Raw genomic sequence first — 22,126 nt, forward strand, 5'->3', positions numbered from 1 at the left:
CGACCAGGTCGGCGATCCGCGCGGCCTGCGTCGACACCTGCGCCCGGATCCGGCCACCCGCCTCCGCGCTCTCCAGCGCCTCCTCACGGGAGCAGGCCGCCACCGCCAGGCCCCGGCGTCCGCCGTTCAGCGACCAGGCCTCCGCCGTCTGCGTGGTACGAGCGGCACCGGACCCTCCAGCTCCCGGCGGGCAAGGCAACGGGGGGCTTGACCGGGCAGGTAGCGTCCCGAGTACTCGACGCCCAGGTCGGCACCGTCGTTTACCGAGTCCATGAGCGCTACTGGGCCGTCCGTCGTCCAGATGCCGCAGTCCTCCCAGCGCGTGACGGGTCCGCCAGGACGCGGTCGGCCGCAGTGACCAGCCCGGCTACAAGGGCGTGCAGGTCTGGTACTTGCCGTGCAAAGACGAGGCAGCGGCGCTGGCCACGTCGGTTCGAGGGCTGGCTGCGCAATCCCGGAGGAACTCTTGAACCCGGGGGCCCGGCCATCCCGCTGCGGCGGCCGCGGCCCAGAACCGAAGGCCATCGTGGGGGCCCAGGGGGCCGAGGAGATCGAGAACGTGGTCGATCGTGGTTGTGTCCGGGCGCAGCCGCTGCATGGCGACAGCGCGCAGGGCGCCGTCGGCGAGCATCGGTGTGCCGCTGTCCAGGCACCAGCGCAGGGAATCGGCTGTGGCTTCGGAAGCACTCAGCCGCATGATGGCGTCGCCGAGCGCGGTGTACACCATGGTCGCCTCGAACGGGCGCTGGGCAAGGTCCCGGAGCAGGCCGAGCGCGGGACGGTGCCCGCACATCCCCAGTGCCATGACCATCTGGTACTGGGTCTCCCACGTACGGGGGTCGCGCACCTCCCGCTCAAGGGCGTCCAGGAGCGGCGGCCCCGCTACGGGATCGGCAAGCCAGCGCAGCCGTGTCGCGGCGGAACGCCGCTTCGGCGAAAGCCGGTGGCCGAGCTGCTCCACCGCCTCATCCAACGTCAACGCCATCGCGGTCCCTGTCTGCTCGGCTTCGTTCCCGGCGCAGCGTAGGGCCCCGTACCGACAGTGCCTGCCGGGTGGCTGGGGGAAGCGCGCGCTCCGGTGTTCTGGGCCGAGGGGGGAACCGATCGATGGATGCGGCCGGACGGTTGGCGTGGGTGTACTCGTCCGCGATGTTGAAGACGCTGGCGCACACCGGGCATTGCGCGTCGCCGAAGAGGTGGGCGATCCCGTCGGCGAGCGCCTCCTGCCCGTCGCGGACCGCGATCCGGTGCATCCACCGGCCGGTCCCGGTGAGCTCTTCGGCAACGGCCGGTCGCAGTTCCCGTCGCAGCTCCTCGTCACCGTCCCACACCTGCGAGTAGCACCCGAACCGGCCGACGGCGATCTTCATCCCCGCACCGCAGTGCGGGCACTCCAGCTCGTAGATGTCGTCCGCGAAGCCCTCCAGGACGTTCACCCAGTGATACTCCTGCGCGACGGCGAGCAGAGCGCGGAAGGAAACAAGGTAGTCAGCCGGCCGCGACCGCAGGTGCCGGTCCAGCACCTCGCCGAACTCCGCGATCGTGCCCGCGCAGTCCGCCAGCAGGTCGTCGCAGCCGTGGTGCGCAGCCGCGCGCTCGAGGATCCGCCCCGCCACGGCGCGCGCGTGCGCGCTACACGGCGCGAGGCTCACCAGCCGCGGCAGGGCAGCGAAGCCTGCCGGAAAGACCAGGTCGCCCTCGAGGACGAGCCGCCAACCCAGCTCCTGCCCCGCATCCGCGTCGTCCCAGCGCTCCAGCCGCGCCACAAGCGCCGGGACGCGATCGACCTCGAAACCGCTGTCGCCTACGCGCTCCCAGTCCACCACCCCGGTATTGAACACCGGACACCCGACATCCGGAGCCGGGCTCTGCACGCCGGCGGTTGGCATAGGGATCTGCATCATGATGTCACCGGGCGACGTCCTCTGATGTCACCACACATCCGCGCCCCGGTGACACCCACGACTCCCCCGCCCCCACACGCCATCACCAACAAGGGCCAGTGACATCAGCTGATTCCCAAGTGACAACAAACCGCAGATTCGCAGATGATATGGCGTAAATCCCCAGAAGAAGCGTCTCCCCCGGGGCCGGCACTCACCCGGGCGGCGGCCCCGGCAGCAGTCGCCAGGCGCAGCACGACCGGCACCGACACCGGGCGTCCCGGACAGGCCTCCCACCGGCCCTCTCGCACCCGTGCCAGGGCGGGGCGTCGAAGATGCAAGAGCTGTCACCGACCCGACCCCCACACCACCCCCGGAATCAGGCCAGGGAGCTGCCCGGGAAACAGCCCACCAACCGTCACAACCCACCCGGCCTTGGCCTGTGCCCTTTGCTGAGCCGCCGTCATCGTCGCCATGGACCGTTCTCCTGACCCCCGGGCGCCTTACGCACTGCGAAGTGCCTACTTCCTGATGAGGAGCTACGCACCAATAGTGGTGCAAGGCGCCGAGAACACCACCATCCTCTGCCCGATGCGAAAGGCACACCATGCGCACCTCCTCCGCCCCGCTTCCCGGCGGCACCTGGGCCCTGGGCGACCTGACCGTCACCCGGTTCGGCTACGGCGCCATGCAGCTCGCCGGCCCCTGGGTCATGGGTCCGCCCGCCGACCACGACGGCGCACTCGCCGTCCTGCGCGAGGCCGTCGGCCTCGGTATCACCCACATCGACACCGCCGACGCCTACGGGCCACACGTCACCAACCAGCTGATCCGCGAAGCGCTGCACCCGTACTCCGACTCGCTGCACATCGTGACCAAGGTCGGCGCGACCCGCGACCAGGAGGGAGGCTGGCCCCCGGCACGCAGGCCCGACGAGCTGCGCCGGGCCGTCATCGACAATCTGGAGATCCTCCGCCTCGACACGCTGGACGTGGTCAACCTCCGGCTCGGTGACGCCCAGGGACCCGTGCCGGGTTCGCTCGCGGAGGCGTTCGGGACGCTCGTCGACCTCCAGCGGCAGGGATTGATCCGGCACCTCGGCGTGAGCAACGCGACAGCGGAACAGGTCGCCGAGGCACGCTCGATCGCGCCGATCGTGTGCGTGCAGAACATGTACAACCTCGCCCACCGCCACGACGACGAGCTCATCGACGAACTCGCCGAGCATGGCATCGCCTACGTGCCCTTCTTCCCCCTCGGCGGCTTCACCCCGCTGCAGTCCTCGGCGCTCACGGCCGTAGCCTCCCGGCTGGACGCGACGCCGATGTCGGTCGCCCTGGCCTGGCTGCTGCGGCGCTCGCCGAACATCCTGCTGATCCCTGGCACCTCGTCGGTGGCGCACCTGCGCGAAAACGTCGCCGGCGCGGGACTCCCGCTCTCCGACGACGATCTCGCCGAGCTCGGCAAGATCGGCTGCTGATTCCACGGCGCTCCCCAGCGGGTGGGCCGCAGCGGCCGCGGGGCGCTCGGGGCGGCGGCGCCGCGCGTCGATCCCACGGTGGCTCGGTCAGCCGTGCTGGAAGAACGGGCACAGGTCTCCCAGTGATCACGGAGGCCTGTGCCCGCCTCACTACCGGGAACCCCACCGCGCCGATCCGCGCAGCCTCCTAGGAGCGAGAGCAGCTGCCGATGCCGACGGGCACGTGCCGGAATGTGGGCCAGTTCCTTCGAGCGCCCCGTGTGCGCCCAGACGATCTCGTTGTCGGGGTAGTGCGCGAGGATCTCCGTCAGTTCGTCTCCGCCTGCAGCGTCCGCGTTGCGCTCTGCGCGGCATGTTCCACTCCGCCTTGCAGGAGGACTTCGCCCAGCAGTGTGATGTGGTGCAGCACTGTGCCGCCTTGTCGCTGTTTGGTGGTGAGGCCGGCGTCGGCCAGGATGCTGGCGTGCTGGCTGGCAGTGGCCGGGGCGATGCCGAGCGCGGCGGCCAGGTCGCTGGTGCTGAGCGGGCCGCCCGTGGCCAGGGTGTCGAGCGCGACGGCCCGGGTCCGGCCCAGCAATGCGGTCAGCGCCGGTGGCGGGCCGACCCGGTCATCCGTGAGCAGCAGCCGGTCGGCCGGCAGGGGGTAGATGAGCACGGGCGGGTCTTCCGGACGCTCGAAGCCGGCGATCACCAGGCGGCCGGACGCGAAGACGGCCGGCTGAAGCACCAGGCCGCGACCCGCCAGGGGAAGCTCGGTCACGCAGGGCGACGACATCGGCAGGCTCAGGACAGGTGGCTTCCACCGGGCGGCCGGGTGCAGTGTGGCCAGTACCGCGTTCAGGCCCCCGGTGGCCAGCTGCCTCGTCCGGTACTGGTGCTCCGCGGCCACCACAGCGTCGATCTGCTCCCAGTACGGCGTGATTGCCGCCGACTGGTACTCCGCCGTGAGGTCGCCGAGCAGCACACGCGACCGGTGGTCACCGTTCGCCAGGTCCCTGGCGAACGGTGTCAGCCGGCGCAGGCGGCCCAGCCCTCGCAGATAGCCGCGACCGTCCCGGTCCATCCCGTCCGCCGTGGCCTCGGCCGTGTCCCGGCCCTCTGGCCGCGCGATCAGGAACTCCGGAAGGTCGGTCGCCGCGAACAGGTCGAACAGCATGGCCGAACGCGGCTTCCAGCGCCGCCCGAGTTGCTCGTGCCACTTCCCGAGCCTGCTCTCCGGCCGGCGGGTCGCCAGCAGGTGGAGACTCAACGACAGTTCCGCGGACATGTCGGCGGCCGGCGCGACCCGGGTGAGCGCCAGATCCCGGTCGGTGAAACGGATCCTCAACACCTGCTGATCCTGGACCCCGCCAGACAGCCGCGGCAAGGGATTCGTCGAGAGACGAATCCCTTGGCCCAGGAAGCGAAGTGACGCATCGTCATCGGCAGCGAGAGACCCCAACGGCCCCGCAACGGCTCCGGGCGACCCGCTGCAGAGCCGGGAACTGACAGATTTCCATCTCATCGAGAGCGAAGGTTGCCATGCTCAAGCGAAACCTTGCCCGCCTTGGCGCGCTGGCCGGCGTGGCCGCACTTGTGACTGCGGCCACTCTGGGAACGGCCAGCGCCTCGACGTCGGCGCCGTCCCTCAGCCTCGGGTCGAGCGGGGCGGGTGTCTGGTGCGTGCAGCACGACATCAACGACATCCTCCACCTCGGCCTGTCGGAGGACGGCCAGTTCGGACCGGCCACCCAGGCTGCCGTGAAGACCTTCCAGGCCAACTGGGGCCTGCAGCAGGACGGCATCGTGGGACCCCAGACGGGCAACTACCTGTTCTACTACGGGGACTCCTACTACAACGGCACCGCCAACGGCTACTGCTACTCGCACCTGCCGACGACGTGGTGAGCACCCGGTGAGCACCCGCGGCCCCGCCCCGCTCCCGATGGGGGCGGGGCCACACGACTGCGTCGGGACCGCGAAGCCCGCCTCATCGGCCCCACCATCGAACTCCGTGGCCGGGTCGTCGAGCGACATCACCCACACGTGTGCGGCGCTCCCGGCGACCGCGATCCCGTGGGCGGCGAGCGGCACGGGAACCGGGCCGGTGCCGGTCTCGCCGGAGGACGACCGGGCCTACGGGTGCTCGACCTGGGACGGCTCCCAGCGGTTCGTCGACACCCCGGTGGCCGCCCCGCCCGCTCCCGGCGCGCCGCCGCGCAGCGCGCAGGGGTGAAGAGGATCCAGTGGCCCCAGGTGGTGAAGGCCAGGATGAGGGAGAGGACCGTGACGATCCCGCACGTGCTCCCGGTCAGGAGGCACTCCCAGGGTGAGGGTGGTGGGCCGATCCAGCAGCCTTTCCGTGTGCTCCCCGGGAGCGCGATGGCGATCGAGGCCACCGGGGCGACGGGGAGGGCCTGGCGGATGACGGTGGCACGGTTGACGGCTCGGTGCCCCAGGGATTCCAGCCTTGCGCAGCGTGACCACCCTGATGCCGGCGCCGCGCGCAGGAACTCGCCGTCACCGTGCCGCAGGCCGGCCGGGCGAAGGCCTGGCACCTCACCGCGTCCGGCTCCGCCGTCACCGCCACCTTTCCCGAGGCCTTGCGGGTGGAGGTGAGGATGAACAGCACCCTCCGGCCGTAGTGCACGGCGGAGACGACCAGCGGAGGGTTGTCGTGGCCCATGTCCTCCTGGTTGACGCGCTTGCGGCTGATCTTTCAGGATTCGCCGCCCCTGGCGCGGTACGTGGCCGATGATGTGATCTGTCCGGCGCCGGGATGGGCGGGCCGGAGCCGGGGGAAAGGGACCGCTTGTGGAGATCGTCAGCAGCACCGGACTGGACGGCCTGCCCTGGCCGGAACTGCTGCCCGACCGAAGCCCCGTGCTGGTCTTCCCCGCGCACCCCGCACGCCTGCCCGTCCCCGAGGACGGCTGGGCCGGCTGCGACGCCGCCCGCACCTTCCCGGCCGCCCCACAGCCCGGCTGGTCCGCCGTCATGACCGGCACCCGGCTGACCATCCACCGCCCGGGCGGTGCGATCTGGTTCGACGGCGAGATCACCGCCACCCGGGAATGGCACCGCCGCCTGCGCGACCAGCACACCCTGCTGCTGATCACCGGCGCCTTCACCAGCGCCTTCGACCTGCGCCCGGCCGCCGCGGCCGGCCGGCTCCTGCTGCTCACCGCCCCGGTCGGGCACACCGACAACCCCTGATCCGAGCAGGCACGACCCGCCCCCTCGGTGACGGGGCGCCAGCAGGCCCCGTAGCCGGAGTCCGGTTGAGGCAGCCGGCCAGATCGTGGCGGTGGGCCGGGGCATGCCGGTCGAGGACCGCGACGGGCCGGACGGCTCGGCACGGGCCGCACGTTCTGTGGCAATTCGCCCACCATCTGTCATGTCCATGACTATCATGGGCGGGGCGCCACGCCCGATGCACGCCCGCCGAAGACGTCCATCTCACACCTGGAGACCTCGTGAATTCCACCGTTTCCCGGCGACAGCGCCTGTACGCTCCCACCGCCGCCGGCCTTGCACTGTTGTGTTCCGTCGCCCTCGGCGCCGCGACACCGGCGCAGGCCTTCAGCGGGGACAACCACGAGAAGGTCACCCGGGCCGCCCTGGGACCCGGGGGCTGGCACCCGAACTCGCTGACGGCGATGGCGGACGGGAACTCGGGCGCGATCGTCGCCAACGACCACGGCGAGTACTTCGGCATCGGCAAGCTCCACTGCGACAACGCCGACTACCTCGACCCCCGGTACGACAGCCGCTACCCCCGCACCCGTGCGCAGGCCGATGCCGAGATCATCGACTGCGTCGAGGGCTCCGTCGACCACGTCAAGCGGGCCCTGGCCGCCGCGGACCGGCTGGTCGACGCGAAGGGGCACGCCATCGCCGCCCAGACCTCCATCTCCCCTGCCTGCGCATGGAACGACCAACCGGGACGGGCGAAGTGCGAGGTGCTGGAGGACCTGGGCCGCGGCTGGCACCAGATCGAGGACTTCTACGCCCACAGCAACTGGGCCGACCAGGCCGCCCCGGGAGCCGTCGGCGCCAGGAACCCCCCGGGACTGGGAAGGACCGACCTGCCCGCGTTCTTCTCCATCGCCCGCTACAGCTCCATGAACCGGGCCGACTGGGTCAAGGACGCCACCCGCCACATCCCGCACGACCTGGCCACCGGCTGCTACCCGGACCGCGACCACACCGGGACGGTCTCCAACTGCGCGAACCGCGTCACCCACGACGGGGTACTGAACAAGGACACCAAGGACAGCCCCCGCTCGGCCGTCGGCCACAACTTCGACCGCGCCTACGATCTCGCCGTCAAGGACATCGCCCGCCAGTGGAAGGAGTTCAAGGACGAGCTCCAGCACAGGTACCCCGACAACGGCCGGGCCCAGGCAATGATCTGCGCCATCACCCATGACCACCCGGACAGGACCTGCGGCTGACCCGCCACCAGGAGGACGACGGGTCAGCCGGTGACGGTCTCGGCGTGCCGGTGGAGGGCGTCCAGGAGGGCGGCCTGCCGGTCGGTCAGCTTGCCCTCGGTTCGAGCCCTGGCCTGTTTGCGCAGCCAGGTGCCGGGGCGGAAGGTGGGGTCGGCCTCGCCGCCGGTGCGGTTGGCGGGGCCGGTGAGGGTGCCGCCGGCGGTGAGGTAGGCGAGCAGGCGGCGGTAGGAGCGGTTCCAGTCCGGCTCCAGGCGCCACAGCTCGTCCAGCGCGTCGAGCCTGGCGACCTGGTCCTCGGTGAGGCCCGCGGCCTTGCGCTGGCGGCGCATCCAGGCGCCCACGGCGTAGTCGTCGAGCTTCGCCGTCGCCGGGATCGCGAGGTGGCCGTGCTGGTGGTGGAAGGCGGCGGCGTAGGCGGCCCCGCGTTCCCAGGCGTTGGCGTTCTTCGACCAGATCATGCCGAGCGCGTCCAGCTCGCTGACGCGGGCGGGGTCGAGCAGGCCCTGGCCGTACAGGTGGCGCTGGCGGGTGAGCCAGGAGATCAGCTCGGCGTGCGCCTGCTTGTCGGTGGGGTCGAGGTGGCCGTGCCGGAGGTGGAACACGGCGGCGACGGCGTGCATCCGCTGCCACTCGACCGCGCGCGGGTTGAAGGCGCGCAGCTTGACCGTCTGGAGGATCTGCGCGGCGTGCCGGCGGGCGTTGATCTTGAGCCACTCGATCGGCGACTCGGCGGGCGCCGGCTGCTGCTGTCCCGCCTCGCCCTCGGCCGGCGTGGCTGCGGTGGTGTGCGCGGTGCCCTGGGAGCGGTGGGCGCGCAGTTCGGTGATCCGGCCGGCGACCCGGGCGTCGTGCGCCGCCAGGGCGCGCAGGACGCGCCAGATCGTGCGGAAGGAGCCGGCTTCGATCTCGGTGTCGGCCTCGGCTTTCACGGCCTCTCCGGCGTCGCGGACCTCGGCCGGGTGCGCGGTTGCGGTGTCGTCGCCGACCTCCGGGGTGGGGAGGTAGACGGGGATGATGACCCAGGAGACCTTGCCCTGGCGGTAGGACTGGCGCAGGGCCCGGCCGACGGCCTGGACGATGTCGATCACGCTCGACTTGGGATCGGCGAAGCAGATGGCGTCCACGGCGGCGACGTCGATGCCTTCCGTCAGGAGCCGGGAGTTGCAGAGGATTCCGCACTCCTCGCCGTCCTCGCCGGTGTGGGCCCTGAACTCGGCGAACGCGGCCCGGCGTTCGCGCAGGCGGTCGGTGCCGGCCACCGCCTTCGCCCAGATCCGCTCCGGGCGCTCCGCGTCCTCCAGCAGCTGGGAGGCGTCCAGCAGGGTGCCGGCGAACTCCCGCGCCGCGGACACCCGGGAGTGGAAGGTGATGACGCGGCGCAGGCCGAGGTCGGCGACCGCGCGCAGCACCGCGATCTGCAGGGCCAGGCGCAGGAGTTCCTCGTTGGTGCGCTGGGAGCGCAGGTCGGCGACGGCCGGGAGGTTGAGCAGGTCGCGCAGGTCCTCGTCGGTGACGACGGGGACCAGGACGCGGTAGTCGGCGAGGTAGCCGTGTTCGATGCCCTGTCCGAGGGTCCAGGTGAAGCAGGTCCTGCCGTAGGTCTGCTCGTCGTCCATGGAGCAGAGGGCGGGCAGTTTCTCGGCGCCGCCGCTGTCGGCGTCGGCGAGGTCGGCCAGGCCGTCCTTCGCGCGCCGGTCGTCCGCGATCCGCGGGGTGGCGGTGAAGTACAGCCGGCGGACGGCGGGGACCTGGTCGTCGGCGTGGATCGCGGCCCACGCCTTGCCCTCGGCGCCGGCGGTGCGGTGGGCCTCGTCGATGACGACCAGGTCCCAGGCCGGGAGGCCGAAGTCGCGGTGGGCCTGGACGATCCGCTCCAGCGACGCGTAGGTGGCGTACACGGTGACCGGCTCGCCGGGCTTCTCCTGGGCGACCAGGTCGGCGATGCGTGGGGCCTGCGTGCTCACCTGGGCGTGGACGCGGCCGCCGGCCTCCGCGCTCTCCAGCGCCTCCTCCCGCGAGCACGCCGCGACGGCCAGCCCCCGGCGCCCGCCCCGCAGCGACCACGCTTCGGCGCTCTGCTCCAGCAGCTCGATCGTCGGGACCAGGACCAGCACCCGGCCCTTCGCGGCCAGGCGCCGGGCGCAGCCAGCGGCGATCAGCGTCTTGCCGGAGCCGGTCGCCGCGACGACGGTCGCGCGGCCGCCGTCCTTCACCTCGCGCACCGCAGCCGCCACCGCGTCCTTCTGGAACCCGTGCAGCGGCAGCGGGTTCACCGCAGTGGTGCCGGACGGCTGTGCCGGGAGCGGCGGCACCGGGGCCTGGGCTCGCGGTCCGGGCGGCGTGTCCTGCGCGGCGGTGGCGGTGGTGGTCTCCACGGCGGTGCGTTTCCTTCGGATGCTGAGACGGCGGGCCGGTGCGGGCGGTGCTGTGGGAGGGTCGGGGCGGGCGGCCTCTCCCCGGGGCCGGGTCATGGAGTGGGGAGGGGCCGGCCGGACTCCCTACTGCTGCTGGGGCGGTACCCAGGCCCGGACCTCGAGGTACTGGATGTCGGCGTCCTCGACGGCGCGGCCGGTCTCCACCAGCCAGGCCTTCATGGCCTCGGTGACGTCGCCGTGGTGGTCGGCGACGCGCTGGGACCACTCGGCGGCGTCGAAGCCGCCGGTGCTGGCGGAGCCGTAGGTGCGCTCCTCGGTGCCGTCGGCGCGGGGGACGAAGCCGCGGCGCAGGCCCGGGGAGTCCTCGGTAGAGCCGGCCGACATCGTGTACTGGTCGGCCTTCATCCGGACCGTGAAGGCGAGGCGGCCGCCGGCCCGTCCGGTTTCGTGCACCACGGGCGCGAGGTGGGAGGCGCCGGACCTGATGGCCTGCTTCCCGGCGCGGCCGGCCATCGACTCGCCGGGCGCGCCGACGACGTCCTTGCCCCGCACCCGGGCCTTCTGCCCGGTCCGGGTCCGGCGGCGTTGCACGTTCTCCTGGGCGACGGCGCCGAGCGCCTCGGTGTCGCGTTCGCCGCCGCGCACCGCGCGCACGACCTGGCGCAGCGCGTTCACGAAGGCCGCGCCTTTGCCCTTGGTGAAGAACTGGGAGACGAGGGAGGCGTCGCGGCCGAGCATCTTGGCGATCTGGCGCTTGGTGTAGCCATGGTCGATCAGCTGCTGGGTCAGGCGCGCGGCCTCGTTCGTGTTGTCCGGGTCGGCCGGGCTCACTGGTCAGCTCCCGTGCGCGTGAGTTCGGCGCGGCCCAGGCCGCGCAGTGTGAGGTACTGCTCCTGGGTGGTGGGGTGCTCGACGGGGCCGGTGAGGTGGCCCTTGAGGAGGTAGTCGCCGGGCTCGCCGCGGTAGGGCCAGGGCTGGCGTTCGGTCAGGGCGATGCCGTCGGTGCCGAAGTACACGACGGTGCCGGGCTTCGCGTGGAGGGCACCGGCGTGGCCGATGACCTCCTTGCCCTGGCGGTACTTCATGTCCAGCAGCGCTGCCCGGGCTCCGGACCACACGTAGGCGGCCCACTCGGGGTGGGCGTACGGGTCGCGGGAGAAGCCGGCCTGGCGCTGCCAGGTCACGACCGTCTCGTCCTGGCCGAGGATCTCCACCCCGGCGGGGAGGGCCTCGCCGACGGGGGTGGTGCCGGAGACCAGGCGGGGGCGCTGGGCGAAGCCGCCGAGGCCGAACAGCAGCACCGACCGGACGGCGCGGGAGGCGAGGTAGGCGGCGGTGCGCTGGCGTTCGTCGGCGTGGGCGCGGGAGAGGCTGGTCAGGTCCGCCCAGGCCGACTTGAGGCGCTTGCCCCACTCGTCGAGGGGCTTGCCGTCTTCGAAGAGCAGGCCGTCGAGGACCTCGATCCGCCACGGTGCGATGTGGTTCGACAGGGCGAGGTGGACCTCGGCGCCGCCCGCCCAGGTGGTGAAGGTGGCGCCGGGCTCGGAGGGGTAGATCCAGGCCCGGTCACCGGTGACGGGGGCGGGCAGCAGGCCGACGTGGTTCCACCCGGGCGGGACGGTCACGCGCACGTTCCAGTGGGAGCAGGACATCAGGGCCTTGGTCTGCTCCTGCTCGGTCATCGCGGCGAACGCCTGCGCGGTGATGCGGCGTGGGGTGCCGACCGGGGACTTCCACAGGTGCTTGGCGTAGGCGAAGGTGCGGTCGTACTCCACCAGGGCGGGCAGCCGATCGGGCACGCGGGGCGGCAGGATCAGCTCGGTGCGGCCCTGGCCGCCGGTGGCGTGCAGCAGGCCGCGCAGTTCCTCGGACAGGACGGGGTAGCCGCCGGCCCACTTGCCGGTGGTTGGGACGGTGCGCGACCACAGGTCCCGGCCGGTCTGCGACGGGGAGCCCATCAGGACCGCGTCGTCCCAGTGGCGGCGCAGCGCCTGCCACAGCAGGGTGAACGCCTGGCGGCAGGTGACGACGTCGGCGCCGTCCGGGTCGAACCACTCCCCCATGGAGCGGATCTCCGTGGTGCCGCTGTCGGGGGCGGCGGCGGGGGCGTAGCGGCCGACGGGCTGGCGCTGGTGGACGAAGTGCCCGGCGAGCTTGTCGCGGCCGGAGCCGACGGCGGTGGTCCACCGCTCGCTGGGGGTGTTGAGCCAGGCGGCGACGGCGTCCTTGAGGGTGGAGTACCGCTCGGCGCCGTCGTGCCAGGGCGCGCCGGTGGTGATGTAGATGCGCTCGGTGCCGGGCGCGGTCGCCAGGACGGCGTCCAGGATCTCGCCCGGGGTGCGGGTGCCGAGGTCGAGGCGCACCACGCGGTCGCGCACGGCGAGGTCGCCGGTCGCGGCGTCCAGGAACACCGTGGAGCGGGCCTGCTGGGTGAAGTTCGGGCGCTTGGAGGCCAGGCCGGTGGTCGCGGCTTCGAACCGGGCGCCGGCGGGGCCTTCGGGGAGGGTGGGCAGTGCGCGCGGCCCGACAGCGGCCGGGGCGACCGGGGCGACCGGGGCCGTCGGGGTGGCCGGCGCGGCGGCGACGGGCGGGGCCGGGGCGGGCGGGGCCGCGGCGGGCTGCTCGGCGGCGGCCTGGTCCTCGGCCTCGGCCGGCGTCTCGACGGTCGGGGCCGGGGCGGGCGGGGCGGCCGGGGCCGGCTGCTCGGGCACGGCGGCGGGGCGGGTCAGCGCCGGAGCGACCGCGCTCACGGGTTCGGCGACCGGCTCGGCCTTCGGCGCCTCGACGGGCGCGGGCGTGGCAGCGGCGGCCCGGTCGTCGGTCTTGACGGCGCGGACGGCGGCCGGGGTCGGGTCCAGCAGCGGGGCGATCCGCACGACGTCGCCGACCGACAGGCCCGAGGCCTTCGCGACGGCGTCGGCCTTCGCACCCTCGTACCCCGCGAGCCCGGCGACCCGGCGCGCACGCTGGGCGGTCAGCTTGTCCAGCTCCTTCTGCGCGGCCGCGACCTGCTTCTCGGCGGCCGTGATCCCGGTGCGCAGCTCGCGCAGAGAGGCGAGCTCGGCGGTGTACGTCTTCCGGTCCATCAGCGGGTCATTCCCCCCTCGGTGTCGGGCTGGTGGGTGGTGGTCGGGTTGGTGGGGACGTAGGCGATCGGGCCGCCGGAGACGGACGCCAGGCGGGTGCCGAGCAGCAGTCCCGCCAGGCGGGCGTCCTGCGGGTCGGTGGGGGTGGCGGCGTTGGCGGGGGCGGTGAGGTCGGTCAGGTAGCCGGCCAGGCGCGCCTTCGGGAAGCGGAACCGGGCCGCGGTGCCGACGGTGCCGTCGCCCTCCCACTCGGTGAGGCCGGTCAGCACCGCGACGACGAACCCGGCGACGGTCACCGGCAGCACTGCGCCGGCCGCGACCCGGGCCGGGTCGCACCGCCACCAGCCGGACAGGGCGGCCAGCAGCTGCGCCCGGTCCAGCGCGGTGCCGAAGCCGATCCAGTCGCGGTCCGGCTCGTCGACCCGGGTCGGGGCGTCCGAGCGCAGCACTGCGATCTCGGGCGCGCTGAGCACGGTCAGACCGGCGGCGGGCCGGGCCTGGAGCGCCTGGAGCGCGGCCAGCGGGAACACCTGCCGGCCCTGCTCGCGGACCCCGGGGACCACGCCGGTGGCCATCAGCTTCTTCACCGTCGGGATCGAGCACCCCAGGGCCGTCCCGGCCTGCCCGGTCGTCACGAACACACCCACGACCCTCCATGCCTATTCAGCTGACTTGAACCGCTATGGCGACTCTACGCCCCTCCGGCAGCGTCCTGGCCAGGCCGCCTGCCCGGCTTCCTCATGGACGGCCGGAGGTCCACCGGACGGTGGGCCTGCGGCGACGGCTCGACACGGCGACGGGCACCGAGGCGGCGACACCGGCCGCATCGGGTAACCCCCGGCCGTCGGCAGCGAGCGCGACACCGGCTGCCTAGTCCTCGTCGGCCTCCTGGTCACTGGCGGCGTTGGCGCGGTCGATCTCGGCCATGTGCTCCTCCGCCCAGGTCCGCAGCCCCGCGAGTACGGCTTCCAGGGACATCCCGAGTCCGGTGAGCCGGTAGAAGACCCGCGGGGGCACGGCCGGTTCGACCCGGCGCGACACCAGCCCGTCACGGGTCAGGCTCCGCAACGTCACGGACAGCATCTTCTGCGAGACGCCGGGCATCCGGCGCCTCAGCTCCGCGAAGCGCACCTCCTCCGGCGCGGCGTCGGCGAGCGCCTTGACGGCCATGGACGTCCACTTCGTCCCGATGCGGTCCAGCAACTGCCGCGTGGGGCAACAGGGGTCGAACAGATCGCCGCGTACGCCGCGACCGCCGGCCGGGGCTCCTCGGGTGGTCACCCGCGGCTCACCACCTTCCTCGAAAGTGCCGTCTGGGAACTGGCCAGGCAGTTACCTATCGTTTTGTCGTCACCAATGGTAACCAGGCTGAGGAGCCGTCATGCCCGCCACCCGCACACCCCGGCTGCGCCGCATCGAGACGAACGGCGTCCGTCTCAATGTCGCCGTCGCCGGGGAAGGACCCGCGGTCCTCCTGCTGCACGGATTCCCGCACACCTGGCGGCTCTGGGACGGCATCATGGGCCGGCTCGCCGGGCGGTACCGGGTCATCGCCCCGGACCTGCGAGGCTTCGGTGGCAGTGAACGCGCCGTCGGCGGTTACGACGCGGGCACCCTCGCGGCCGACGCCGAAGGGCTGCTCGACGCACTCGGCGAACCCTCGGCAGCAGTGGTCGGCATCGACGCCGGCACCGCCCCCGCCGCCCTGCTGGCGCTGCGCCGACCCGACCGCGTCCGGCGCCTGGTCGTGATGGAGGCGCTGCTCGGCCACCTGCCCGGCGCCGAGCACGTCGTCGCGGGCGGCGCCCCGTGGTGGTTCGGCTTCCACGCCGCCCCCGGCCTCGCCGAGACCGTGCTGGCCGGCAACGAGGCCGCCTACATCGACTGGTTCCTCGACTCGGGGACACTCGGACGAGGAGTACCCGCCGACATCCGCGCGGCCTTCGTCCACGCCTACACCGGGCGCGAGGCCCTGCGCTGCGCGTTCTCCTACTACCGGGCCCTGCCCACCAGCGCGCGGCAACTCCAGGACGCCGTCGCCACGGCCCGGCTGACCGTGCCCACCATGGCCCTCGGCTCCCACCCCGTCGGAACCGGGCTCGAACGCCAACTCCGTCCCGTCGCCGACGACCTGGTGGGCCACCACCTCCAGGACTGCGGTCACATCATCCCCCTCGACCGCCCGGACGCGCTGCTCGCGCTCCTCGCTCCCTTCCTCTCCGAAGACCTGCCGAGGTGACCGAATCGCGCCCGTGGCGCGCAGGACTGCGTCGACCTGCGCACCGCTGCCCGGGCGGCCCGGGACCGGCTGGACGGCAACCGCCCCGCCGACGACGCGGGCCCGGTCCACGCCGGCGACCCGATGCCGCGGCTCGCGATCGGCCGGGCCTGCGACGTCCTCGTCCACCCGCACCGGGCCACCCGGGTCCGCGGGTTCTGACCCCGGCCAGGCGGAGGCGGAGACGTCGGTGGTGAACAGGCGCAGGAGTTGGCGGCCCGGTCGAACCGGGCGGCCATCACCCAGGCCGTCAACACCCCGCGCCGGGCGTGCGAGACCGTCTGAGCACGCCCGGCCCGCAGGCAGCGCCCGCACCAGGTCCTTGCGCCAGCACCTCACCCCGTCGCTCCGGAGCGGCCCGGCTCCGACCGGGCCGCTCCCCGGCCGTCCCGGCGCACCGGGCCCGCCGGTCGGGCCCGGTGTCCGTCGGCCGGCGGCTTCCTGGTCGCGGTATCGCCGGGCGGGGCCGAGGGTGGGCAGCGGAGCGCCCGGCCCGCTGCCGGCGCGGACAGGATCCGAGGAGTGCCGATGACCGAGTACGAGCGCACCCGCACCATGCCGGCCCTGCCGGAACTGGTCTTCGACCAGGCCTGCGACCCCGGGCGGTTCGACGCGTGGATGCCCCGCGACCTGCACGTGCGGGTCGACGACCCGCCCGCGGTGACCGTGCACGAGGACCGCACCGGCGAGGACGAGCGCGGACTCCTGCGGGCGCAGAGGGACCAGATGCGGATGGAGTGGGGCACCCGGGACAACGGCCGGTACGCCGGCTGGCTCCAGGTGGCGGGCCTGGACACCGGGACCAGCCAGGTGACCGTCCACCTGTCGTTCTTCGACGCGAAGTCGGCCCCGCCGCGCGAGGAGGTCGAACAGCTGCTGGAGGACAGCCTGGCCCGGCTGGAGGAGCAGGTCCGCCTGCGGGCCGACTCCAGCGGCTGAGCGACCGCGTCCCTGCCGACCGGTGCGCGGCCGACCGATGCGCGGCCGGGTCAGGAGCGCGACCGGGTCAGGAGCGCGGCGGGAGCCGGTGGAGGCGCAGCTCGGTGAGGTGGCCGTCGTCCGCGCGGGCGGTCAGGTAGGTGGCGAAGGGCTGGCGGCGCCGGTCGGTCGGGGAGCCGGGGTTGAGCAGCCGCGGGCCGCCGGGGGCGCGGCTGTCCCACGGGATGTGGCTGTGTCCGAAGACCAGGACGTCCGTGTCGGGAAAGCGGGAGCGGCAGCGCTGTTCGCGCCCCCGGGCGGGGCCGGTCTCGTGGACGACCGCGAAGCGCAGGCCCGCCAGTTCGGCCCGGGCCACTTCGGGCAGCCGTTCGCGCAGCTCCTGCCCGTCGTTGTTGCCGTGGACGGCGACCAGCCACCGGGCCCGGGCCTCGAACAGGTCGAGCGTGGCGGTGTCGACCCAGTCCCCGGCGTGGAACACCACGTCGGCCTCGTCGAGGGCGCGCAGCAGCGGGGCGGGCAGGGAGCGCGCCCGGGTGGGGACGTGGGTGTCGGAGGTGAGGAGCAGTCGGGCGAAGCTGTCCGACGGCATGGTGCGACCTCCCGGGGGACGCGGCGGTCCGCGCGGACCGGGGACCGCGTGCGACGCCTACCCGGGTGCGGCGGGGCCAACCGGGCGGGCCGGCCGCCGCTGCGGGGGCGTCGCGGACGGGCGTCAGCCGTCGCCCGAGCCGGGTCGGGCCATGGTGCGGTGCATCTGCGCCTTGGCGCTGTCGGGCAGCACCTTGTTCGCGGCGGCCTGGGCGCGGGTCCTGAGGGAACCGGCGGTCACCCTGTCCTTGCCGGCCATGAGGGCCTCGAAGCCCTGCCGGGCGACCTGGGCCGGGTCGTCCTTGTCCTGCCGGCCGAGCTTGGTGTCGGTCATGTCGGCGCGGCGGAAGAAGTCGGTCTCGGTGGGGCCGGGCATCAGCGCGGTGACGGTGACGCCGGTGTCCTTCAGCTCGTTCTGCAGGGCCTGGGCGAAGGACTGGAGGAAGGACTTGGAGGCGTTGTAGACGGCCTGGAAGGGGCCGGGCATGGTCGCGGCGATGGAGGAGGTGATGAGTACGCGGCCCTCGTCGCGGGCGGTCATGTCGCGCAGGACGTGCTTGGCCAGGCGGACGGTCGCGGTGATGTTGAGGTCGATGATCTCCAGTTCGTCGCTGAGGTCGGTGTCGACGAAGGCGCCGCCCCGGCCGACGCCGGCGTTGAGTGCGACCGCCGCGACGGGCCTGCCGGTGGCGGTGATCGCCGACCACAGGGTCTCCACGCCGTGGCGGGTGCGCAGGTCCGCGTGGACGTCGGTCACGACGGCGCCGTCGGCGCGCAGGCTCTCGGCGGCCGTGGCGAGGTCGCCGTCCTCGGCGTTGATCAGAAGGTCGAAGCCGTGTTCGGCGAACTGGCGGGCCAGTTCGTAGCCGATGCCGCTGGAGGCGCCGGTCACCACGGCGAGGGGTCGGGTGGGAGTCGTCATGCCGCGCGACTGCCCAGCCGCTCGCACGTGAATCACACCGGGCGTGGCCGCCGGCACCGGCCTGCCGCTCCCCGGTGGGCCGTCCGCGAAGGGTCAGGTTCTGCGGGAGACGACCATGACGTATTCGCAGGGGGCGTGCCGTGGCGACGGCTACGCGCTGGAGTCCCTCGCACCGTCGATCGGCTGACCGCGCCCACGGCGGCGGGCGTGGCCGTGCCCGCGCCCGCACCGGCTCGTTGACGGGGCATGCGAGCGATCACAGCAGCCGCGCGCACCCGGCGCGCCCTGCTCACCGGGGCGGCCGGGGCGGCCGCCGGTCTCGGCCTCGACCTCGGCCCGAGCGCGGGCGGGCCGGCGCGGGCGGCGGGACGGACCGAAGGGCCGGCGGGACGGTCCCAGGGGCAGGCGGGACGGTCCCAGGCCGGGCGGCGGGTCGCCGTGCTCGGCGGCGGGGTCGCCGGCCTGAGCGCGGCGCAGGAACTGGCCGAGCGCGGCTACCGGGTAACGGTCTACGAGCGCAACCGGGCGCTGGGCGGCAAGGCCCGCAGCATGGACGTGCCCGGCACCGCCCGGGGCGGACGGCGGCCGCTGCCCGGCGAACACGGCTTCCGAGGCCCCCTACCGCCGGGGCCTGCCGAACGCCCTCGACCTGGGCTGACGGCGGACCCGGCGGACCTGGGCCGGCGCCGGGGCCCGGGCCCCGGCGCGTGTCCTGCCCGCCCCGCTACAGCATGACGAGCAGCTTGGTGCCGGGGACGAGCTTGCGGTTGACCGAGGTCGACTGGACGAAGACGGTGTAGGCGGGGTTCTCGCCGGGCTTGACGGTGGCTTCGGCGCAGGGCAGGCCGAGGAGTTGGCGGGCGGCCGGGCCGGAGAAGACGCGGCCGGTCATCCGGCCGGTGGCCGGGTCCTTCTCGGCGACGGCGAGCTGCTTGTTGCCCTGGATCTTCTCGCGCTTGGAGAGCTCGTAGAAGGCGCAGCCGGTCCGGTACGTGTGGCCGGCGCTGGTGACGAAGTCGCGGATGGGGGTGGGCTGGTCGACGGGGACCAGCATGTACTTGCCGGTGTCGAGGGCGTCGAGCTTGGCCTTGACCTCGGCGGTGTTGAGGTCCTGGCCCATGGCGAAGAGGTTCTTGGTGCCGCGCACGCCCTGTTCGCGGCCGCGCAGGAAGCTGGTGGCGGCCGACTTGACGGTGCCGATGGCCTCTTCAACGCCCTGGCTGGAGTCGGCGTCCCAGATCGCGATGTTGCCGGCGGGGAAGCCGTACTCCTGGGCGGTGCGCTTGGCCAGGGAGTTGGGGACCAGGATGGCCGAGGTCCAGTGGTCGGGCAGCTCGTCCATGGCGCCCTGGATGCGGTCCCGCCAGGTGCGCAGGACGGTGGTGCCCCGGCCGGCGTTCATCCGGGTGTGCATCTGGCCGGTCTGGGAGAAGCCGGAGGCGTTCTCCTCGCCGTCGGTGACGACGACCTGGAGGAAGGAGTGCTCGCCGTAGCCCTCCCAGATGTTCTTGAGGTCGTCGACGGACTTCACGGCGGCTTCGATGAGCGCGGTGGCGCCGTTGTCGACGCGGTAGAGGCCGCGCAGGGAGGGCAGGTGTTTGACGTCCATGTCCCAGACGAGGTTCTGCACTTCGTGGTCGAAGGCGTAGAGGCTGATCCGGGTCTCGTGGCCGAGGCGGTCGGACTCCTCCTGCAGGCCCTTGACGAACTCGTCGACGACGCGGATGAGTTGGGCCTGGTGCTGGCGCATCGAGCCGGACTTGTCGACCACGAGCGAGACGTGGTTGACCTTGTGCTTGATCCTGTTCGCGGACATGGGTGTGCCCCCCCTTGTTCGTGCGGTGGTTTTTCGGCGGGCTCTGCGGGCGCCTTCGCGGCGCCCTCTCCGTCGTGGTTCCCACCCTAGGCGGGGGCACTGACAGTGCGTCCGCTCCCGTGGCGCCGGGGGTGCCACTCGGCCAGGGCGATGGTGGCGTCGTCGCGCAGCTGGTGGTCCTGGTGGGTGAGCAGGGCGTGGACCAGGCGGCGCAGGGCCTCGGGAGCGGGGTCGCCGCCGGCCATGTGGTGGACCAGGGTGTCGGTCAGGCGGTGTTCGCCGAAGAGTTCGCCGGCGGCCGAGCGGGCCTCGGTGACCCCGTCGGTGTAGACCAGCAGGCGGTCGCCGGGCTGGAGCCTGGCGTGGTGGACGGGTTGCGGCCCGTGCTCGTGGAAGCCGAGGCCGAGCGGCAGTTCGGGCCTTCGGCGCAGGGCGTCGGGGACGACGCGGGCGTCGCGGATGAGCAGCGGCGGCGGGTGGCCGCAGTTGACCCAGGACAGTTCGCCGGTGGCGGTGTCGAGGTCGGCGATGACGGCGGTGAGCAGTCGGTCCGGGATCCACCGGGCGAGGGTGCGGTCGATGGTGCGGGCGATGTCGGCCAAGCCGCCGCCGGAGCGGCGGGTGGAACGACAGGCGGCCAGGGCGACGGAGCTGGCGCCGCCGGAGGCGAGGTCGTGGCCCATCGCGTCGAACACGGACACGTGGAGGTGGCCGTGGGCCACCGCGTGGTCGAAGGCGTCGCCGCCGACGTCGTAGGCGGGTTCCAGGACCGCGCTGGAGGTGACGTCGCGGGTGCCGATGGTGCGCGGCGGCAGGAAGGCCCACAGCAGTTCGGCCTGCAGGCTCATCCGCTGCCGGCGGACCGCTTCGACGATGACGTCGCTGTAGGCGCTCTTGGACGCCACCACCAGGGCGACCAGGCCGGCCAGCGCCTCGCAGCACTCGATCGTGTGGCGGTCCAGCGCTGTGCCTTCGACGCCTTCGATCCGCAGCACGCCGATCCGTTCGACGCCGTCGACCAGGGGGAACCAGCCGGTGGGCGGCGGGCCGGCGGACAGCTGGGTCTGCTGCAGGCGGTAGGCGCGGCCGCCGAGTGTGCCCTCGATGTCGACCCGGTGGCCGTCCTCCCCCGGCTCGGGGCCGGGCAGCGGGACGAGGGAGTGCTGCTGGACGTCGGCGAGCAAGACCCGTGCGCCGTCGGTGCCCAGTGCGCGGGCGGCCTCGTGCACCAGGGCGGGCAGCTCGGCCGGCCCGCTGGTCCGGGAGCCGGTGAGCAGCCCGGCCAGGGCGCCGCCCAGCACCGCGTCGTCGCAGGTCACCGCTTCGCACCTCCCGTCGCAGCGGCGTGTACCCCGTTCGGGGCCGGCCGCACGCGGTTGGCGGCCCACCCGCGGTTGGCGGTGGCCCTCCACGGCCATCCGCAGGCCCGGCAGGCCGTCGTCAACTCCGCCCTCGCCGACTTCCCCATCATCGGCGGCCAGCTGCGCCAGAACGTCCACTCCGTCCAGGGCAGCGGGCTGGCGCTGGTGGTCGCCGTGCTCGGCCTGCTGTACGGCACGCTGGGCATCGCGCAGGTCCTCCAGCACGCCATGGCCGAGATCTGGAACGTGCCGGGGGTGGTGCGTCCCGGCTACTTCCCGCGCCTGGCCCGCAGCCTGCTGCTGTTCACCGTCCTGGCCCTCGGGCTGCTGCTGGCCACCTGGGCCGCCACCCTCGTCGCCGTCGCCCTCACCGGGCCGGCCGCGCAGGTGGGCGGGCTGGTGCTGTCCGCCCTGGTCAACACCGCCCTGTGCCTGGCGTGCTTCCGCGTCCTCACGCCCACGAGCGTGCCCACCCGCGCGCTGCTGCACGGGTGCCTGCTCGCCGGCCCGCTGTTCACCGTGCTGCAGGCCTTCGGCGCCCTGCTGGTCGCCCACCAGCTGCGGCACGCCACGGCCGTCTACGGGTTCTTCGCCACCGTGATCGGCCTGCTGTCCTGGCTCTACCTGAACGCCCAGATCACCGTGTACGCCGCCGAGGCCAATGTGGTGCTGCACCGGCGGCTGTGGCCGCGCAGCATCCTGCAGCCCCCGCTGACCGGGCCGGACCAGGAGGTCCTGTCGTCCATCGCGCGCCAGGAGGAGCGGCGGTCGGAGGAGCGCGTCAGCGTGGACTTCGGGGAGGGGGGCGGGAGCGGGGACGGGGAGGAGAGCAGGGACGGCGACGGGAAGGGGGAGGACGGGGACGGGGACGCCGGGAGGGCGCCGCCGTCCGGGTAGGGCCGCCCGGGGCGGCGGCGGCCCGCCGGGTGCGGGGACTCTGCACGCGGCGGGCCGCCGGGTGT

At 73.4% G+C, this 22,126-nt stretch carries 20 protein-coding genes and 1 pseudogene; 9 read left to right on the forward strand and 12 right to left on the reverse strand.

What is annotated here, in order from left to right:
• Window positions 1-367: 367 nt before the first annotated feature.
• Window positions 368-985, reverse strand: a complete 618-nt coding sequence (locus tag BOQ63_RS42775; RefSeq protein ID WP_072656170.1) for a hypothetical protein — start codon at window positions 983-985, stop codon at window positions 368-370.
• Window positions 966-1,904, reverse strand: a complete 939-nt coding sequence (locus BOQ63_RS42780) for a hypothetical protein (RefSeq protein WP_143174883.1) — start codon at window positions 1,902-1,904, stop codon at window positions 966-968. Before BOQ63_RS42780 ends, BOQ63_RS42775 begins: the two co-directional genes overlap by 20 nt.
• A gap of 586 nt (window positions 1,905-2,490) precedes the next feature.
• On the opposite strand from BOQ63_RS42780, the gene BOQ63_RS42785 reads away from it, so the two are divergent.
• Window positions 2,491-3,363 (forward strand): aldo/keto reductase family oxidoreductase, encoded by an 873-nt coding sequence (locus BOQ63_RS42785; RefSeq protein WP_072656169.1) that lies wholly within the window; start codon window positions 2,491-2,493, stop codon window positions 3,361-3,363.
• A gap of 307 nt (window positions 3,364-3,670) precedes the next feature.
• Here BOQ63_RS42785 and BOQ63_RS42790 read toward each other — a convergent pair whose 3' ends face one another.
• Window positions 3,671-4,690: a helix-turn-helix domain-containing protein gene (locus BOQ63_RS42790; RefSeq protein ID WP_499504985.1), complete on the reverse strand. Its 1,020-nt coding sequence runs from the start codon at window positions 4,688-4,690 to the stop codon at window positions 3,671-3,673.
• Window positions 4,691-5,025: 335 nt separating this feature from the next.
• Between BOQ63_RS42790 and BOQ63_RS42795 the strand changes: the two genes are divergently transcribed.
• The 4 genes from BOQ63_RS42795 (at window position 5,026) to BOQ63_RS42810 (ending at window position 7,799) form a co-directional block, all read left to right on the forward strand.
• Window positions 5,026-5,250 carry a peptidoglycan-binding domain-containing protein gene (locus BOQ63_RS42795; protein WP_050366278.1) on the forward strand — a complete coding sequence of 75 codons (225 nt, stop codon included), beginning with the start codon at window positions 5,026-5,028 and terminating at the stop codon, window positions 5,248-5,250.
• Between the two features lie 106 nt (window positions 5,251-5,356).
• Window positions 5,357-5,578 carry a hypothetical protein gene (locus tag BOQ63_RS42800; RefSeq protein ID WP_030558293.1) on the forward strand — a complete coding sequence of 74 codons (222 nt, stop codon included), beginning with the start codon at window positions 5,357-5,359 and terminating at the stop codon, window positions 5,576-5,578.
• Window positions 5,579-6,156: 578 nt separating this feature from the next.
• Window positions 6,157-6,558: a hypothetical protein gene (locus BOQ63_RS42805; protein ID WP_030290182.1), complete on the forward strand. Its 402-nt coding sequence runs from the start codon at window positions 6,157-6,159 to the stop codon at window positions 6,556-6,558.
• Between the two features lie 260 nt (window positions 6,559-6,818).
• Window positions 6,819-7,799, forward strand: coding sequence for a hypothetical protein (locus BOQ63_RS42810; protein ID WP_072656167.1), 981 nt, complete (start codon window positions 6,819-6,821; stop codon window positions 7,797-7,799).
• A 23-nt stretch (window positions 7,800-7,822) separates the two neighbouring features.
• On the opposite strand, the gene BOQ63_RS42815 is transcribed toward BOQ63_RS42810, so the two are convergent.
• From BOQ63_RS42815 to BOQ63_RS42835, 5 genes are all read right to left on the reverse strand, one after another.
• Entirely contained in the window at window positions 7,823-10,174 is a 2,352-nt protein-coding gene (locus BOQ63_RS42815; RefSeq protein WP_072656166.1) for a DEAD/DEAH box helicase, read from the reverse strand.
• 123 nt (window positions 10,175-10,297) lie between these two features.
• Complete coding sequence (locus tag BOQ63_RS42820) at window positions 10,298-11,005, reverse strand: hypothetical protein (protein ID WP_072656165.1); 708 nt, start codon at window positions 11,003-11,005, stop codon at window positions 10,298-10,300.
• A complete protein-coding gene (locus tag BOQ63_RS42825) occupies window positions 11,002-13,260 on the reverse strand; it encodes a hypothetical protein (RefSeq protein ID WP_150475700.1) in 2,259 nt (752 codons plus the stop codon). The genes BOQ63_RS42820 and BOQ63_RS42825 overlap by 4 nt, the downstream gene beginning before the upstream one ends.
• Complete coding sequence (locus tag BOQ63_RS42830; RefSeq protein WP_030290188.1) at window positions 13,260-13,901, reverse strand: hypothetical protein; 642 nt, start codon at window positions 13,899-13,901, stop codon at window positions 13,260-13,262. The genes BOQ63_RS42825 and BOQ63_RS42830 overlap by 1 nt, the downstream gene beginning before the upstream one ends.
• Before the next feature lie 229 nt (window positions 13,902-14,130).
• Window positions 14,131-14,541 (reverse strand): winged helix-turn-helix transcriptional regulator, encoded by a 411-nt coding sequence (locus BOQ63_RS42835; protein WP_030558288.1) that lies wholly within the window; start codon window positions 14,539-14,541, stop codon window positions 14,131-14,133.
• A 100-nt stretch (window positions 14,542-14,641) separates the two neighbouring features.
• Here BOQ63_RS42835 and BOQ63_RS42840 point away from each other — a divergent pair, with 100 nt between their 5' ends.
• Entirely contained in the window at window positions 14,642-15,499 is an 858-nt protein-coding gene (locus BOQ63_RS42840; protein WP_030290190.1) for an alpha/beta hydrolase, read from the forward strand.
• A 567-nt stretch (window positions 15,500-16,066) separates the two neighbouring features.
• Window positions 16,067-16,477, forward strand: coding sequence for an SRPBCC family protein (locus tag BOQ63_RS42845; protein WP_030290191.1), 411 nt, complete (start codon window positions 16,067-16,069; stop codon window positions 16,475-16,477).
• Window positions 16,478-16,544: 67 nt separating this feature from the next.
• Here the strand turns inward: BOQ63_RS42845 and BOQ63_RS42850 are convergent, their stop codons facing one another.
• Window positions 16,545-17,066 carry a metallophosphoesterase family protein gene (locus BOQ63_RS42850; protein WP_030290192.1) on the reverse strand — a complete coding sequence of 174 codons (522 nt, stop codon included), beginning with the start codon at window positions 17,064-17,066 and terminating at the stop codon, window positions 16,545-16,547.
• Window positions 17,067-17,189: 123 nt separating this feature from the next.
• A complete protein-coding gene (locus BOQ63_RS42855; protein ID WP_030290194.1) occupies window positions 17,190-17,987 on the reverse strand; it encodes an SDR family NAD(P)-dependent oxidoreductase in 798 nt (265 codons plus the stop codon).
• 246 nt (window positions 17,988-18,233) lie between these two features.
• Between BOQ63_RS42855 and BOQ63_RS42860 the strand changes: the two are divergent.
• Window positions 18,234-18,599, forward strand: a pseudogene (locus tag BOQ63_RS42860) (FAD-dependent oxidoreductase); the annotation flags it as partial.
• Window positions 18,600-18,711: 112 nt separating this feature from the next.
• On the opposite strand, the gene BOQ63_RS42865 reads toward BOQ63_RS42860, so the two are convergent.
• Window positions 18,712-19,803 (reverse strand): vWA domain-containing protein, encoded by a 1,092-nt coding sequence (locus BOQ63_RS42865; RefSeq protein ID WP_030290196.1) that lies wholly within the window; start codon window positions 19,801-19,803, stop codon window positions 18,712-18,714.
• Between the two features lie 86 nt (window positions 19,804-19,889).
• On the reverse strand, window positions 19,890-21,122 hold the full coding sequence (locus BOQ63_RS42870; RefSeq protein ID WP_072656162.1) for a PP2C family protein-serine/threonine phosphatase: 1,233 nt from the start codon (window positions 21,120-21,122) through the stop codon (window positions 19,890-19,892).
• Window positions 21,123-21,203: 81 nt separating this feature from the next.
• Between BOQ63_RS42870 and BOQ63_RS42875 the strand changes: the two genes are divergently transcribed.
• On the forward strand, window positions 21,204-22,061 hold the full coding sequence (locus tag BOQ63_RS42875; RefSeq protein ID WP_072656161.1) for a YihY/virulence factor BrkB family protein: 858 nt from the start codon (window positions 21,204-21,206) through the stop codon (window positions 22,059-22,061).
• Window positions 22,062-22,126: the final 65 nt, after the last annotated feature.

Source organism: Streptomyces viridifaciens (genome assembly GCF_001888885.2).
Lineage (GTDB): Bacteria > Actinomycetota > Actinomycetes > Streptomycetales > Streptomycetaceae > Kitasatospora > Kitasatospora aureofaciens.